At 47.2% G+C, this 16,163-nt stretch carries 12 protein-coding genes and 3 tRNA genes; 9 read left to right on the forward strand and 6 right to left on the reverse strand.

All coding sequences use genetic code 11. The features are described from left to right. The first annotated feature begins 23 nt into the window (after window positions 1-23). From BIZ37_RS25175 to BIZ37_RS30700, 3 genes are all read left to right on the forward strand, one after another. A tRNA-Gly gene (locus BIZ37_RS25175) sits at window positions 24-99 on the forward strand. Between the two features lie 75 nt (window positions 100-174). Beyond that, window positions 175-261: transfer RNA gene (locus tag BIZ37_RS25180), tRNA-Leu, on the forward strand. 678 nt (window positions 262-939) lie between these two features. After that, the gene (locus BIZ37_RS30700) at window positions 940-1,245 is read left to right on the forward strand and encodes a helix-turn-helix transcriptional regulator (RefSeq protein ID WP_187463853.1); all 306 of its coding nucleotides are present in this window, start codon (window positions 940-942) and stop codon (window positions 1,243-1,245) included. Between the two features lie 77 nt (window positions 1,246-1,322). On the opposite strand, the gene BIZ37_RS30705 is transcribed toward BIZ37_RS30700, so the two are convergent. The 4 genes from BIZ37_RS30705 to BIZ37_RS25205 all read right to left on the reverse strand — a co-directional run bounded on the left by BIZ37_RS30705 (window position 1,323) and on the right by BIZ37_RS25205 (window position 5,711). Beyond that, window positions 1,323-1,559, reverse strand: a complete 237-nt coding sequence (locus BIZ37_RS30705) for a helix-turn-helix transcriptional regulator (protein ID WP_187463861.1) — start codon at window positions 1,557-1,559, stop codon at window positions 1,323-1,325. Between the two features lie 353 nt (window positions 1,560-1,912). Then, on the reverse strand, window positions 1,913-2,761 hold the full coding sequence (locus BIZ37_RS25195) for an SIS domain-containing protein (protein WP_370577717.1): 849 nt from the start codon (window positions 2,759-2,761) through the stop codon (window positions 1,913-1,915). 90 nt (window positions 2,762-2,851) lie between these two features. Then, complete coding sequence (locus tag BIZ37_RS25200) at window positions 2,852-4,279, reverse strand: sucrose-6-phosphate hydrolase (protein WP_187463855.1); 1,428 nt, start codon at window positions 4,277-4,279, stop codon at window positions 2,852-2,854. A gap of 40 nt (window positions 4,280-4,319) precedes the next feature. Beyond that, window positions 4,320-5,711 (reverse strand): sucrose-specific PTS transporter subunit IIBC, encoded by a 1,392-nt coding sequence (locus tag BIZ37_RS25205; RefSeq protein ID WP_187463856.1) that lies wholly within the window; start codon window positions 5,709-5,711, stop codon window positions 4,320-4,322. A gap of 253 nt (window positions 5,712-5,964) precedes the next feature. Between BIZ37_RS25205 and rpiB the strand changes: the two genes are divergently transcribed. After that, a complete protein-coding gene (gene rpiB / locus BIZ37_RS25210; RefSeq protein WP_107297574.1) occupies window positions 5,965-6,414 on the forward strand; it encodes a ribose 5-phosphate isomerase B in 450 nt (149 codons plus the stop codon). Beyond that, entirely contained in the window at window positions 6,407-7,078 is a 672-nt protein-coding gene (rpe, locus tag BIZ37_RS25215; RefSeq protein WP_039468557.1) for a ribulose-phosphate 3-epimerase, read from the forward strand. Before rpiB ends, rpe begins: the two co-directional genes overlap by 8 nt. A 61-nt stretch (window positions 7,079-7,139) precedes the next feature. Here rpe and BIZ37_RS25220 read toward each other — a convergent pair whose 3' ends face one another. After that, window positions 7,140-8,162 carry a PTS sugar transporter subunit IIC gene (locus tag BIZ37_RS25220; RefSeq protein WP_187463857.1) on the reverse strand — a complete coding sequence of 341 codons (1,023 nt, stop codon included), beginning with the start codon at window positions 8,160-8,162 and terminating at the stop codon, window positions 7,140-7,142. 957 nt (window positions 8,163-9,119) lie between these two features. Here BIZ37_RS25220 and BIZ37_RS25225 point away from each other — a divergent pair. The 3 genes from BIZ37_RS25225 to nspC all read left to right on the forward strand — a co-directional run bounded on the left by BIZ37_RS25225 (window position 9,120) and on the right by nspC (window position 14,880). Continuing rightward, window positions 9,120-12,017: a pyridoxal phosphate-dependent class III aminotransferase gene (locus tag BIZ37_RS25225; RefSeq protein WP_187463858.1), complete on the forward strand. Its 2,898-nt coding sequence runs from the start codon at window positions 9,120-9,122 to the stop codon at window positions 12,015-12,017. Between the two features lie 72 nt (window positions 12,018-12,089). Then, window positions 12,090-13,334 carry a carboxynorspermidine synthase gene (locus tag BIZ37_RS25230; protein WP_107297578.1) on the forward strand — a complete coding sequence of 415 codons (1,245 nt, stop codon included), beginning with the start codon at window positions 12,090-12,092 and terminating at the stop codon, window positions 13,332-13,334. Between the two features lie 406 nt (window positions 13,335-13,740). Beyond that, window positions 13,741-14,880 (forward strand): carboxynorspermidine decarboxylase, encoded by a 1,140-nt coding sequence (gene nspC, locus BIZ37_RS25235; protein ID WP_187463859.1) that lies wholly within the window; start codon window positions 13,741-13,743, stop codon window positions 14,878-14,880. 64 nt (window positions 14,881-14,944) lie between these two features. On the opposite strand, the gene BIZ37_RS25240 is transcribed toward nspC, so the two are convergent. Beyond that, the gene (locus BIZ37_RS25240; protein WP_187463860.1) at window positions 14,945-15,679 is read right to left on the reverse strand and encodes a hypothetical protein; all 735 of its coding nucleotides are present in this window, start codon (window positions 15,677-15,679) and stop codon (window positions 14,945-14,947) included. A gap of 386 nt (window positions 15,680-16,065) precedes the next feature. Between BIZ37_RS25240 and BIZ37_RS25245 the strand changes: the two genes are divergently transcribed. Continuing rightward, window positions 16,066-16,139, forward strand: a tRNA-Cys gene (locus tag BIZ37_RS25245). Window positions 16,140-16,163: the final 24 nt, after the last annotated feature.

Raw genomic sequence — 16,163 nt, forward strand, 5'->3', positions numbered from 1 at the left:
GACTCCGGGACGCGCCTCCATTTGCGACACTAGCTCAGTTGGTAGAGCGCAACCTTGCCAAGGTTGAGGTCACGAGTTCGAACCTCGTGTGTCGCTCCAGTTTAAAACTTACGGCAAAAAGCGGTAAGAAAAGATGGTGTTTACTGTACTAAACGGCATCGCAAAGAATTGCGTGCCCTGGTGGTGGAATTGGTAGACACAAGGGATTTAAAATCCCTCGACGTTCGCGTTGTGCCGGTTCAAGTCCGGCCCGGGGCACCATCTCATTAGAGCCCACAAGCTTAGCTTGTGGGCTTTTTTGTATACTCTTACTAGCATCATTGCTAACCAACAGCCTTCCTTCCTCCTGCTACTCCGCATGTAATCTGCCGCCGCCGTTTGTGCACACTATGGAGCACTCCAAATACCCTCATCCTACTTTTGTTCTATCCAAGCCTTAACGCTCATAATTTCTACACAGCAATAATAACGATGAGAACCAATTAGTTTTGGACTGGAACAAGTATTTGATGCGAACAAAGGAGGGGAAGGATGAGTAACGTGCAGTGAAGACAGCGGGAAAGAAAAAGCCGTCGTACAAAAAGGGTACGACGGTAAAAGAATGTAGAACTCTTGATAAGGCTTAAATCATCAAGATGGGCACATTATGGCATAATACACACTAGTATCAATAAAAATGATGTAAAGAATTGTTTGGATAAGAAAAAGTGCTTTTGTGCTAGCAAGAGTTTGATTGTCATGGTTATACTGAAAGGCGTGGTACGATTACTGTTGATAATGTGACATTGGTTGAATAATTTACATGTATTTCGAATGAAAGTATAATTCCTTCACATTGAGAATGTTTTGTACGTTTAAATCATTCTGCACCATATGGTGGCAATTAGTTACTTTCACTCGGAGCGTTTGAAAGTATTGAAGATAAATCGGTAAGGATAGATGCAACTTAATAACTATGAACCTGAGTTTCTAGCCCACAGAATTAAAACCCTTCGTGAGTTTCGTGGCAAAACACAAATTCAGGTCGCTAATTGTATTAATGTTTCGAGAAGGACCTATATAGACATAGAGTCAAACAAATCAGATATTAAGCTGTCGACGCTTTATCGGATTTGTAATTGTCTAAAGTGCGAAATTACCGATGTGCTGGGAATCTCAAAAAAAGACAATGATTCGGCTATGGGCAATCGAATTATTGAGATTTTTGAAAATAATGGCTTGATGGTTGTCAATAACTCCAAATAGCATCACCCTGTGATAGCCAAGATAAGCGATTAAGACGTATGTCCTAACCTCATCCTGGCTGCTTATCCTAAGCTATTCTACGCCTTTCTCTTGGTGTCAATGAGTGCAATCCCACCTTCTGATAGCATATTTACTATCTTATCTCCTGAGAGAAGAGGTTGGCTGGGTTCATGCAAAAGCTCACCAACGTTACAACCTAGGCAATCGGCAATCTTGAGTAACGTCTTCACTTTCAAAGAAGTTCTGTTGGATTCGATATCTAGAATTGTCTTCCTCGATACCCCGATACATTGGCCATATCTGACTGAGTTAATCCTTTGATCTCCCGGAGTTGCTTGATATTAAATGCGATTACTTCACAGTAGTAATCATAAGCTAGCATTGTAATAGTCCCTGCTGATTGCGGATGCTGACAAATTAAAATAATTCCGCAGTAATTGAATGTAGTATTTATAATTGTGTGCGTAAATTATATTTTGTTACGGTAATTTGTATATTAAAAATAAAACAAATCCACGGTGAATTATTAGAATTGTAGCGGGAGTAACTCAATGTCATCAATTACCCACATGAAGTGATATTTACTGCACGCCTAATTGAACATTTTAGGAAGAGAAAACAAACCCCACATCAATGGTGGGGTTAGAAAATACTGCAACTGTATAGCCTATCGGTGCAGGAGAGCGACAGCCTTGGTCGTTTTTTCGAGGTTATCCTCTACTTGCTCTGGGATTTTTCCAGCGATAGTGGCGTACAAGCTATCAATCATTGCCAATTTGACTAAACGAGCCGTGCCGTTTTTGCCAAGTAGGGGTTCGGGAGAGGCTGGGGCATACAGCGGATAATCAGAAAGCTGGGAAAGCTCGGCGTGGTAGTTGTTGGTGATGGAGATGATCTTGGCTCCAGACTGCTTAGCTAAACGGACTGCATCCATCAGGTCAACGGTTTGGCCCGAGTGAGAGACAACCAATACAACATCATTGCTACTCAGCACACTGGCAGACATTAGCATCAGGTGCCTATCGCGAGGAACTGACGCGCGCATGCCGAAACGCAACAGCTTGTGCTGGAAGTCTTCACAGATAATGGTCGAACCGCCAGCGGCATAAAGCTCGATGTTCTTGGCATTGACGATGGCATCAGCCGCTGCACTTACCATCTTTGCATCAACGAAGTTGAGGATCTCGGTCAGGGCGTTGATAGAGTTCTGCAGCACCTTGGTGATGATCTGCTCGCAAGAATCATCCGGCTCCAACTGCTCACTAGCTAAGAAGGTATCTGACTGGTGCTGGGCATTGAGAGCATCTTTCAATTGCTTGAAGCCACTGAAGCCAAGCTTTTTCGATACTTTCACGATTAAGGCAGTAGATACCCCCAGGCGCTCGGCGACTTCTTTTATGGACGTAGACTTTTGTAAAAAGTGCGGCTTTAAAAAGTTTTCCGCGATCGACTGCTCGGTACGAGTGAGCGAGGGAAGGCGCATGCGAATATTGGGAATTACTTGGTTAAGATCCACAGACAGTATCATTCCTTTTGAAGCAATCGCATCATTATACATAGTGACCCTCGATTAGTCATGGAGGCTACTGGACGTAGCCCCCTTGGATTAGGCTGACAATTGCCAATGGGTGGCTGCTATCTCTTTGTTGCTTGAGAGCTCAAAGCCAATATTCATCTCTTCACCCAGCCCGAGGCCGAAGAAGCGGGATGTCGATACTGCAACACCGCCATTGATAAATACTTCAATTGAAGAGTGATCACGAAGCAGGTGAAGTGAATTCACCGTTCCCTGCCAGGTGATGGATTCCCATTCGGCTGTTTTAAGGTTTTTGCGCGAGGTGAGCAGCCCATTAGGGGTGGATTCGATATAGATATCATCAGCAATATCCAGCCTGATGTTGGCCCCCTCTAGTTGTTCAAGGATGAGTTCGGCAGATAGGCCGGAGAACTGCTGGTTAAGCCCAGTAAATTGCAACTGATCATGGCGAAGGGCCTCTAGTTCCTTAACCGGTTTTTGTACAAGGGTATTATCACGAATGGTCAGCTCCCGGGCACAGGTCATCTGGTGGATCCAACCTAGCTCGATAGTGGGTTGGTAGGGCTCAAACTCGTCGGGTTTGCCCATCCAGCCAAACAGAATACGGCGGCCAGATTCATCTTCGAAAGTTTGCGGGGCATAGAAGTCAAAGCCATGATCCATCAATACACCATTGCTGTGCTCGAAGCTTGCTGTCTGGTGGTCGAAGTTACCGATATGGTAAGTCACATCAAAGGTTTCAACTTTTTTGCCGCCTTTTTCAACCCAGTTTTTCGGACAGGTGATCAGGACATATTTATCATCAAGTGGTAACAAGTCGGGGCATTCGAGCATGAAATCATCGGATTGTTGGTTGCCAACGCCATCACCAAAGATCTCCCCGATCATCTCCCAGTTGTTGAGATCATCAGAGCGGTAGGCGATGACTTTGCCACGGTAGTTAAGATCTTCAGCACCGAGCACCATGTAAAAGGCATCTTGGTATTGCCAGACTTTAGGATCCCGAACATGGCCGCTGTAGCCTTCGGGCAGGGGCAGCACGATCCCTTGCTTTTCAACCTGTTTGCCGGCCTCGAGAGTGGCCCGGCATTGGTATGCGGTCCTTCCACCTTGTTCAAACTTCACATTACCGGTATAGAAAAGCTCTAGCTTACCGTCGACTACTAGGCCAGAGCCTGAATAACAACCATGAGTTTCATATTCCTCGGTTGGCGCGAGGGCTAACGGTTGATGGGACCAGTTGATTAAATCTTTACTGGTTGCATGACCCCAGGCTTTGGCTCCATGCTGGCAGGCTTTAGGGTTCCACTGGTAGAAAAGGTGGTACTCACCGTTGAAATGGGCAAGACCGTTAGGATCGTTGAGTAAACCAAACTGCGGGGCGAAGTGCCAAGCCGGGCGGAACGGGTCATTGATTGACTGTGATGACTGGTTCATGGCGATGGCAAGTACGTCATTGATGTATCGCTGATCGGCGTTAGCGGATGTTGTTTTCATTGGATCTCCAAAGCCCCCAGTTAGGGGGCTTTTAACAATTTTATTTATCAAGCATCTTGTCTGAATAACCGAACATCCAAGTCAGGGAGAATGCGGTTGCGATAGCGATAGCATTGACGGCTAGGTAACCAAGCATTTGGCCATTGAGGTAAAGCAGGGCACCCGGAATAACCGTGATTGCCATACCGGTTGCCTTGAGGCCGAACATGACAGCGAAGAAACCACCTACAGCACCACCAATCAATCCCATGATGAAGGGTTTAAAGAAGCGAAGGTTTACACCGTATAGCGCCGGTTCGGTAATACCTAGGAATGCTGAAAGCGAAGAAGGCATAGCCAGCGCTTTGAGCTTCTTGTCTTGGGTTTTCAGGCCGACGGCCAAACAAGCTGCACCCTGCGCGGCAATGGCTGCGGTAATGATGGCGTTGAATTCATTGGCACCAGTGTTTGTCAGCAACTGGATTTCAAGCAGGTTGAAGATGTGGTGGACACCGGTCATAACAACAATCTGCTGGAAGCCACCAATCAAAATACCGCTCAGGCCCAGAGGTAGATCAAGCATGAATTGTGTCGCAGACAGGATAACCAGTTCCAGCCAGTGGAAGATTGGACCGATAACAAACAGCGACGCGGTGATCATGATCAGCAGGGTTAGGAAAGGAGTAACCACCAAGTCCAGTGCTTCCGGTACGATATTGCGGATCCGGCGCTCGAGTTTTGCCCCGACCATACCTGCAATAAATGCCGGAATGACTGAACCTTGGTAGCCAAGCACAGGGATAAAACCAAAGAACATTAGCGGGTCTAGCTCCCCGGAGGCAACCAACCAGGCATTAGGCAGAGCAGGGGAGACCAGCATCATACCCAGTACCAAGCCAATCAGTGGCGTCCCCCCGAATACCCTCGCTGCTGACCAGGCAATAAGTGCTGGCAGGAAGATAAACGCAGTATCCGTTAGGATCTGGGTATAAAGCACAAAATTTTGCGGGATAGTTTCTGGCGTAAGGCCAAATAGCCCCAGAATTTCTTCTTGCATCAGCAAGCCGCGCAGACCCATGAACAGGCCTGTTGCCACAAGTGCAGGAATAATTGGAACGAATACATCACCAAAGGTACGGATAGCACGTTGGAAAGCCGTCCCCTGTTTTTCAGCAGCTTTTCGTTGTTGGTCTTTATTCGCTACTGTTAATTTCAAACCTTCAATCGCTTCAAATACACGGTTGACGGTACCGGTACCGAAAATAATTTGGTATTGGCCGCTGTTGAAGAAGGCCCCTTTTACCTTCTCAGTATCTTCAATGCGCTTTTTATCTATCTTGTTTTCATCTGCCACCATTACACGTAAACGTGTGGCGCAGTGCGCTACTGAAACAATATTATCTGCCCCGCCGAGGGAGCCGACAATCTCTTCGGCAATCATTGAATATGACATCTTGTCTACCCTTCACAGTCATTGGTTAACTCCCTATTAAATTATCAGCCAAAAGCCGCTTTAACATCGATCTAAGTCACAGAAAAAACAATTTCGTGAACTTTTTATGTTAGTAAATTAATTTGTGAACTTTTATATTGTTTAAATTCAATAGTTTAATCTCATAAATGCTATTCTGTAAAATTTGCTATGTTTACAATCGTGAATTATTTTGTAAACTAAGGTCAGGTTTAGTTATTCAGTGAGAGCAAAAATGAAAATCGCTATCGGTTGTGACCACGTAGGCATTGAGCATAAAGATCTAGTAATCAGCCATTTAGAGAGTAAAGGCATTGAAGTTGAAGACTTTGGCGCATTTACCACTGAACGAACGGATTACCCGCAATATGGTTTGGCAGTGGCAGAAGCCGTTGTGGGTAAGCAAGCTGATCTGGGTATTTTGATTTGTGGTACGGGTGTTGGTATTTCACTGTCGGCGAACAAGGTGCCGGGCATTCGTGCAGTGGTATGTAGCGACCCTTACACCGCACAGCTTTCTAAAGAACATAACAACACCAATATCTTGGCATTTGGTTCACGGGTGATTGGTATTGAGCTTGCGAAGATGATCATTGATAACTGGCTGAATGCTGAATTTGAAGGTGGACGCCACCAGAACCGCATTAACCAAATCGCTGCGATTGAGGAGAAGTACCATGGCTAAGTTTTGTCCTTCTATGATGTGTGTGGATTTTTCTAAATTGGCTCAAGAGCTGAAAGAGCTAGAAAAAGCCAACGTTGATATGCTGCATATCGACGTGATGGACGGCCACTTTGTGCCAAACTTTGCGTTGGGCCCTGAAGATATCAAAGCGATCCGCGAACTAAGTGATATTGATTATGATGTCCACCTAATGCTTTCAAATCCGGATCAGTTTATCGACCTGTTTGCTTCGCTAGGCCCTAAGTTGATGTATGTTCACGCTGAAGCGCCACCACACCTCCACCGTACCTTAGGTAACATCCAGGCTAAAGGGATCCAGTCGGGTTTGGCGATTAACCCGGGCACACCACTTAGCACGATTGAAGACGTATTGGATGTAACCGATGTGGTATTGGTGATGTCGGTAAATCCTGGTTTCGCGGGTCAAGCATTTATTCCAAACGCCTATAGCCGTATCGAGCGTATTATTTCGATGATTGAAGAGCAGGGTGTAAATACAAAAATTGCCATTGATGGTGCAATTAGCCCTGAAGTGATTGAAAAGCTTCAAGACAAGGTAGAGTACTTTGTTCTGGGCACCGCAGGCCTGTTCGGCAAAGAGAAAAGCTACGCCGAAACGATGGACGATCTGCGTACATTAGGCCAGCAGAGTGTAGCGGCTTAATCATATCCCCCGCTAATAATGGACCCGCTAGCCAACAACCTTGGCTAGCGGGTTTTTCATATTAGCCGTTAGCAAAGTGCTGCAGAGGTATACGTTCAGCCAGCAACTTGTTGTAAATACGGTTACCGATAATGCCTCCTGCCAAACCAGCAATGGCTGCGGCAACAGTAGCCATGAGCAGGGTATGCGGTTCGTTGAAAGCGATCGAGGCGAGTAGGCCCGGTATCGGTGCGGCACTACCTGGAGCGTCATTAATGATACCGAAATAAGCGGCAATAACCCCAGCCAAAGCCCCTCCTATAAAATTAGACATAAAGATAGGTACTGGGTTTCTTGTCACTATATGGGCTTGGGTCAATGGCTCCAACATAACACTGATCGTGTTACTGGATTTGCCAAGCTTGAGCGAGTGGAAAATATAGCCATTGGTGAATGAACCTCCGACACAGGCAATCGCCGCGATACCCATAGGTAATCCGGTCAATCCCAGCATGGCGGTCAATGCCATTGAACTCAATGGCGAGGTACATACCATTTTGATCAGGCCACCAAGCAAGAAGCCCATAGCGATAGGCGACAGTAATGTGGCTTCAGTGATCATACTGGCTAAGGTGCCCATTAACACTTCGAGTCCCGGACTGATAAATATACCGACTAACCGGGCAAGTGGGGCAAGGGTCAGCACACCTAAAATCACATCCACCCCTTCGGGCAGGTATTTCTTGAACAGCGGGGCAGCAAAGGAAAACAGATAGCCGACAATAAAGCCTTCCAGAATACCGAGGTTGGCCATTGCCAGCCCGGTTACGATGGCATACACAGGTTGTACGCCCATTCGCAGCATAACCAGTGTCGCCGCAGCGATACCGCCCATCCCGCCGACCATGTTGCCAAAGTCAGCGAGGTAGCTAATACCCAGTAGGTTACCCATGACATATTTATGGATGGCTTCCACCAAAAAAGTCGCAATCGCCGCATCGGCAAGTCCACTCATAGCCGCGCTTCCGTTGGGGGCTTTGAAGCTGAACAATGAAAAAAGACACAGCGCGCCGAGTAGGGCGGCGACACCCATTAAGATTTCCATAATCATTCCTTGTTATTTAAAACGGGATTGGAGAGCTAAATGAGAAATCAGCTGGGGCCAGGATCGGGAATAGAAAGGAGTTGGTGGTGTTTGGCAGTAGAATACAAAGTGCTGAACAGACCGTTAGCAGCAGCCTGAACTCAGGGTTGGGTTCCTGAGGAAGGGGAGAATCGAACAATGTGTCTCATAGGCATTCCTTAGTAACAGCAATATTCTGCTAAAACAGTAGCATATGAAACTGGAGAATTTGGTGAGCTGCTTCATGTTGTGCTGGTTTTTGCTAAATAATTAGGGAGTTTGTTCTGTTTTTGTTAATTTATTGGTCAACGATCTCGAAGTTAGATTTTGACACATAATTCGATTAAATATTTCTGGTATACACATATCTGGTGTGTTATTTTCAGCGCAATCTCAGATGGACATTCTGGGGCACACTGTATCAAGCGGTATTCGGGCTGATTGCCCCTTGGTACGCCGTAGGTACTAACCTGATTAGGGTTAGTAGAAGGGCATTGATAATGCAGACCTGTAAGAAGAACTCAGGCGCATATTGAAGGAACCCAACTGTGAATACTATTACGCTTAAAACTCTAATCAGCTTTGTCTTACCCAACTGCAGTATAATTACTGAGCCTTGATCTTCCTGATCACATTCACTGGTTTTTAACTTTCTGATCGCATGCTGTCGTTGTTGACGTGTGGCGTCTAGGCAAACGTTTGTCTGGCTAATCAGTTTGTTTTCGGTCACGCCGAGCGCGCAAGCAATCGGTTGTTTATAGTCAATGCATCTATGCAAGATGGCAAGATGCAACTGTGCCGAACCTTGATACCTTCCCAGTTCTCGCTAAATCCACTCCGTCTTTCGCGGGGTGTTTGTTGTGTTGAACAAAAATCATCTTTGACATTGTTATCAATGGGGAAAGGACAAGGGGTACAGTGTTTCAAATGGAAAAGAACATGAGTAATGTGTTTGACCTTGACGAGCTAAAACTCGCGTCGAATGTACCTGTTGTCAATGGTGTTTATGACCTAACACCTGACGAGTTGCTGCTTAGTCAAGAGCATTATGAATCCGAAGTGCGATCGTATCCACGTCGTCTGCCTCTGGCTATTGCCAAGGCTTCTGGTGCGCTAGTCGAAGACAGCCGCGGCCAACTGTTTCTGGACTGCCTTGCTGGTGCCGGTACATTGGCAATGGGTTACAACCACCCTGAAATTAACCAGGCAATTGTTGATCAGTTGCAAGCTGGCCTGCCATACCAGACATTGGATATTACTACGCCGGTGAAAGACAAGTTCATCAAAGAGCTGATGAACTTCCTCCCAGATGAGTTTGCGAAAAATGCACGCATCCAGTTCTGTGGTCCTTCGGGTGCCGATGCCGTAGAAGCGGCGATCAAACTGGCTAAGCAAACGACTGGCCGTAACACCATGGCGGCTTTCCACGGCGCTTACCACGGTATGACGAACGGCACCATGGCGATGATGGGTAACCTTGGTACCAAGGCGCGCCGCCAAGGCCTGATGGCCGATGTTCATTTCCTACCTTTCCCATACAGCCTACGCTGCCCGTTTGGCATTCACGGTGATGAGGGTGCCAAGCAGACGCTGCGTTACATCGAGCGCATGCTTAATGACGATGAGAGCGGTGTGCAAAAGCCTGCGGCTATCATTGTTGAGCCAGTACAGGGCGAAGGTGGTGTGATCCCAGCCCCTGCATTCTGGCTACGTGAACTACGCCGTATTACACAAGAGCACGGCATCCTGCTGATCTTTGATGAGATCCAGTGTGGTATCGGTAAGACCGGCTCTAACTTTGCCTTTGAAGAGTCAGGTATAACGCCTGATATCCTATGTTTGTCAAAAGCCGTTGGTGGCGGCTTGCCGATGTCTGTACTTATCTTTGATAAGTCAATTGATACTTGGAAGCCAGGTGAGCACACGGGTACCTTCCGTGGTAACCAGTTGGCAATGGCAACCGGTGCGAAAGCGCTTGAGATTATCCGTCGTGACAACCTCGTTGAACATGCTCACAAAGCAGGCCAATACCTACGCGAAGGTTTAGAGCGCATTGCTCAGTACACAGATTGTATTGCTGAAGTACGTGGTAAAGGTTTGATGCTGGGTGTTGAAATCTGTAAGCCTGATGGTTCGAAGAACAAATTCGGCGAGCCGGAAGCAGATCCAGAACTGACGATTGCGATTCAGCGTGCAGCACTTGAGCGCGGTCTGATCATCGAAAAAGGTGGTCGCCAGGGTTCAGTACTGCGTTTCCTACCGCCGCTGATCATCTCTTACGAGCAGCTTGATTTCGCCATTGATGCCCTGAGCAAGGCCATCATTGCGACTGCAGGCCCAGCGAAAGTTAAAGAGCCTGTGATTGCAGAAGCTGCGGATTGGCGCAACCACTTCATCCATACCGGTAAAGGTGGTGCGGATACTTTCGAAGCGGCCTTGAACCAGACTACGCAAGTGCTGAAAAACGTATTCGAAAATACCAAGACACCATACTCAGGTATGGATCCCCAGCAGCTAAAAACCATGATCAACAACATTGATCTGGATAACCAGCAAATGCCTTTGGACTTGGTGATCGAGCAAACCGGTGAGCTGATTGCCAAGAACTCTATCATGGTCCAGCACCCGCACTGTATTGCGCATCTGCACACACCGCCATTGCTTCCGGCAGTGGCTGCAGAAGCTTTCATTGCTGCCCTTAACCAGTCGATGGACTCTTGGGATCAGGCAAGCGCGGCAACCTTTGTTGAGCAGAAAGTGGTGGACTGGCTATGTGAGCTTTACCAGTTGGGCAGTCAAGCCGACGGTGTATTTACCAGTGGCGGTACGCAATCAAACCTAATGGGTTTGTTGCTGGCACGCGATTGGGCGGCAGATACTATTTCTGGTCACAATATCCAGAAGCAAGGTCTACCGGATTACGCAGGCAAAATGCGTATTCTTTGCTCGAAGAAATCACACTTCACAGTGCAGAAATCAGCTTCTCTGATGGGGCTGGGTGAAAATGCTGTGGTAACAGTGGATACCAACCCTGACGGTACGATCAAGCTAGCTTCTCTGGTTAATACCATTGAAACCCTGAAGAACGACGGTTTGCTGCCATTTGCAATGGTAGGTACGGCAGGTACGACTGACCATGGCGCAATTGACGATCTGACCGGTATGGCAGATGTTGCCCAGCAGCACAACCTATGGTTGCACGTCGACGGCGCTTACGGTGGTGCTTTGATTTTGAGCCGCCACAAGACCCGTTTGCACGGCATCGAGAAGGCCGATTCCGTGAGTGTCGACTTCCATAAACTGTTCTACCAGCCAATCAGCTGTGGTGCAGTGCTTATTAAAGATAAAGAAAACTTCAAGTACCTGCTTCACCATGCAGATTACCTGAACCGTGAAGATGATTTGCTGCCAAACTTGGTAGACAAGTCAATCGCGACCACCAAACGTTTCGACGCTTTAAAAGTGTTGATGACAATGCAGTGTGTTGGCCCTCAGTCACTAGGTGCGATGTACGATCACCTACTGAACCAGACACAGCAGGTCGCAGACATGATTAACCAGTCGGCAGAGTTTGAACTGCTGGCAGATCCGGCTCTATCGACAGTGTTGTTCCGTTACATCGGCAACAACGAAGAGTCGGCACTAGATGGAATTAACAAACAACTACGCATTGACGCACTTGTTGAAGGCAAGGCGGTACTGGGTGAAACCGTGGTCGATGGCAAAGTCGCCCTCAAGTTCACGATTTTGAACCCATGTCTGACTCTGTCTGACTTTGAATCATTACTAACAGAAATCAACCAGGTTGCTGCTCAAGCTGAGCGCAAACTAGGTTAATCAATTGGTACGGCACAGCGGGCTTAAACGCTGTGCCGAACACTCACTCATTAAGTTATGGAATAAATAGAAATGGCAATTCTACAGATTGGTGCTGGTGGTGTTGGCTGGGTAGTTGCACATAAAGCAGCTCAGAATAACGAAGTTCTTGGTGATATCACGATTGCTTCTCGCACAATCGGAAAGTGTGAGAAAATCATTGAGTCAATCAAGAAAAAGAACAACTTGAAAGACCCATCCAAGAAACTAGAAGCACGTGCGGTCAATGCCGACGACGTTGATGCACTAGTGGCACTAATCAAAGAAGTTCAGCCTGATCTTGTGATCAACGCTGGTCCTCCATGGGTGAACATGACCATCATGGAAGCCTGTTACCAAGCGAAAGTTTCTTACCTAGATACCTCTGTGGCAGTAGACCTATGCTCTGAAGGCCAGCAGGTACCACAAGCGTACGACTGGCAGTGGGGCTACCGCGAGAAGTTCGAAGAAGCTGGCATCACAGGTATCTTAGGCGCGGGCTTCGATCCGGGCGTAGTTTCTGTATTTGCTGCATACGCAGTGAAGCACCTGTTTGACGAAATCGACACCATTGACGTGATGGACGTTAATGCCGGTGACCACGGTAAGAAGTTCGCAACCAACTTCGACCCAGAAACCAACATGCTGGAAATCCAGGGTGATTCTTTCTACTGGGAAAACGAAGAGTGGAAACAAGTACCGTGTCACTCACGTATGCTTGAGTTCGACTTCCCGCTAGTGGGCTCGCACAAAGTTTACTCGATGGCACACGATGAAGTTCGTTCAATGCAAGAATTCATCCCGGCCAAACGTATCGAATTTTGGATGGGCTTCGGTGACAAGTACCTGAACTACTTCAACTGCATGCGTGATATCGGCCTACTAAGCCCAGATCCGCTAACACTGCACGATGGCACTGTGGTTCAGCCGCTACACGTACTAAAAGCACTACTTCCTGACCCAACGTCTCTAGCTCCGGGCTACACAGGTAAAACCTGTATCGGTACTTGGGTGCAGGGTAAGAAAGACGGCAAAGAGCGTAGCGTGTTCATCTACAACAACGCCGACCACGAAGTTGCTTACGAAGACGTTGAGCACCAAGCTATCTCTTACACCACAGGTGTACCAGCGATCACAGCCGCACTGCAGTACTTCCGTGGCAAGTGGGCAGACAAAGGCGTGTTCAACATGGAACAGCTAGACCCAGATCCGTTCCTAGAAACCATGCCTGAAATCGGCCTTGACTGGCATGTTCAGGAGCTGGAAGTTGGCCAGCCTGACATCAAAATCCTGAAATAAGGCCCTGAGCTGGCTGTTTCTCTCCATGGCGGTGTCGGAAGTACTCATTTATGCGTATAAACTCCGTGCTTCCTTCTAGCCCTGAAGAGAAACATCGGCGCTTATAACCTTATTTTTCGTGAATCAGAGGTGACCTAGTGTTGTCTCAAATTCCGACGATTTGTTATCAAAACCCGAAAATAGGCGGTTAAAGTTAACTGCTTAATTTACTGGGTATTATCAGAAGGGAGCAGTTACTGCTCCCTTCTTGGTGAAGACTCTTGATTAGGTTGTTCTGTAAATCGTAATGATGGACGGTTGAGATTCGATATTTGCCTGTTTTGTCCTGTTTGAACGCAGTGAGTTACAAAATAGGGAAATATTGAATTCAACATCCCTTGCAGACATAGCTTGAGAATGTGAAGAAATGACATTTAAGAAAGAAGAATTGAAAACACCTTATTTCATGATCAATGAAGACAAGTTGATTGCCAACTTGGAAAAAGCCAAGCTGCTTAAAGAGCTTTCAGGTGTAAAACTAGTGTTGGCCCTGAAGTGCTTCTCGACTTGGGGTGTGTTCGACATCATCAAACCATACCTTGACGGCACAACCAGCAGCGGCCCGTTCGAAGTGAAGCTGGGCTACGAAACCTTCGGCGGCGAAACCCATGCTTACAGCGTCGGTTACAGCGAAGATGACGTACGTGAAGTGGCAGACATTTGCGACAAGTTAATCTTCAACTCGCAAAGTCAACTTGCTGCTCATCGCCATATCGTAGAAGGTAAGGCATCGCTAGGCCTTCGCCTGAACCCCGGTGTCAGCTACGCAGGCCAAGATCTGGCAAACCCAGCGCGCCAATTCTCCCGTTTGGGCGTACAGGCTGATCACATCAAGCCGGAAGTATTCGAAAACCTTGATGGCGTAATGTTCCACATGAACTGTGAGAACAAAGATGTTGATGCGTTCATCGGTTTGCTTGATGCTATTTCTGAGCAATTCGGCAGCCATCTGGACAAGCTAGACTGGGTCAGCCTTGGCGGCGGCGTATTCTTCACATGGCCGGGTTATGACATCGAGAAACTGGCGCAAGCCCTGAAAGCTTTCTCAGAAAAACATGGCGTTCAGCTCTACCTTGAGCCGGGCGAAGCGATCATCACCAAAACCACAGACCTTGTTGTCACTGTGGTGGATATCGTCGAAAACGTTAAGAAAACCGCCATTGTCGATTCAGCGACAGAAGCCCACCGCCTAGATACGCTTATCTATGATGAGCCTGCCTCTGTGCTGGAAGCATCAGATAACGGTGAACACGAATATGTGATTGGTTCATGTTCTTGCTTGGCTGGTGATCAATTCTGTGTCGCAAACTTCGACCAGCCGTTGGAGATCGGACAGAAACTTCACATTATGGATAGCGCCGGATACACCATGGTGAAACTGAACTGGTTCAACGGCTTGAAGATGCCATCAATCTATTGCGAACGTGGCAATGGCGAGATCCAAATGCTGAACGAGTTCGGCTACGAAGACTTCAAACGCTCATTGTCGCAGTGGTCAGTATCTTAAGAAGATATAAACACCAAGTACCTGATGAAGCCGCCCATTTAGCCATTTAATGGGCAGCTTTTTATTAAAACCGACACCGCAGAATATTCCCATCAGAGTCAAAAGAAACGTATAGCGTCTGCCAGCTCACCCCGGTATGCTCGAATGTCGCCAGGCAAGTACTATGCTGGATATCGACATTGCTAACTTCCCCTGCACTAATAATCACATCTAATCCCTTAATTTGCCCGGTAATGTGTGAGTTGTATTGAGCATCATATTGGCTGAGTAAAACAATTTTGTTTCTGCCTTGGGTTGCCAGCCTGTCAACAGAGTGGGCAAGTACCGCCAAATCGTGGGCGAGGGGAGCATCATCCTCAGAGTGCGTCTGCTTGATGAGGGATAAGTAAGCAATGGACTCACTGTCTTCCTGTTGTTCAAACACATCTGCTCGGGCTTTGTTCGGGTTATAGGCAAATACGTCGTTACCTGATTGAGTTATGCCGAAGTCGATATTGCTGGCAAGAATCGCTTGCTCACCCTGAACCCGTACCTCTGGGGTTGTATTTCTAGAGTGTTCAGAAATGATGGCCGTGACATATGAGAAAGCAGGGCTGAGGATCGGCTTGTCATGTTGCTGATCTGAATAGAACGCAATATAAGCCGCATTTTTGTCGGCAGCCTTTCGTGATGCCACACGGTATTGATGGTTTAACCAGTTTGCTGTTCTCTTCGGGGCATATTTTAGTGATGGAATGCCGCTGGGGTTTTGCAGGAGGTAATCGGGTGCTTGGGTGACAAAGCTGATCCCTGTCGTCATCGGTTGATGCTCCTTGGGGCTGCATGCTGTTAATAGGATGGCAGCGATGGCGATTAATCCGACTCGGAAAAGGGTAGTCATGGTCTATTGAAATTTTAAGTGTGACAAAGCTCACTATTTTCTAAGATAAACCTGAAATATACAAGCATTCAAGGATGACGGTATAGCTTGCAAAGGGGAGTTTTCAATGGTGGAGTTGTCATAGGTTCCTGCGTTGATTTATGCAATAACAGCGCTCTTGTTTGATGGAATTATAAACGACTCATGACAGGGTGGTGGTAAAGTGACCGCTTGGTGGTGTTTCACTAAATTTCTTGTTGACTCGATTAGCTCAATCCGTAGAATGCACCCCATACCGCAGCGGGGAACACCTCGTAGGTATTGAAGGCGCGTTGGCAGAGTGGCTATGCAGCGGATTGCAAATCCGTGGACCTCGGTTCGACTCCGGGACGCGCCTCCATTTGCGACACTAGCTCAGTTGGTA

It is taken from the genome of Photobacterium sp. BZF1, from assembly GCF_014349205.1.
GTDB lineage: Bacteria > Pseudomonadota > Gammaproteobacteria > Enterobacterales > Vibrionaceae > Photobacterium.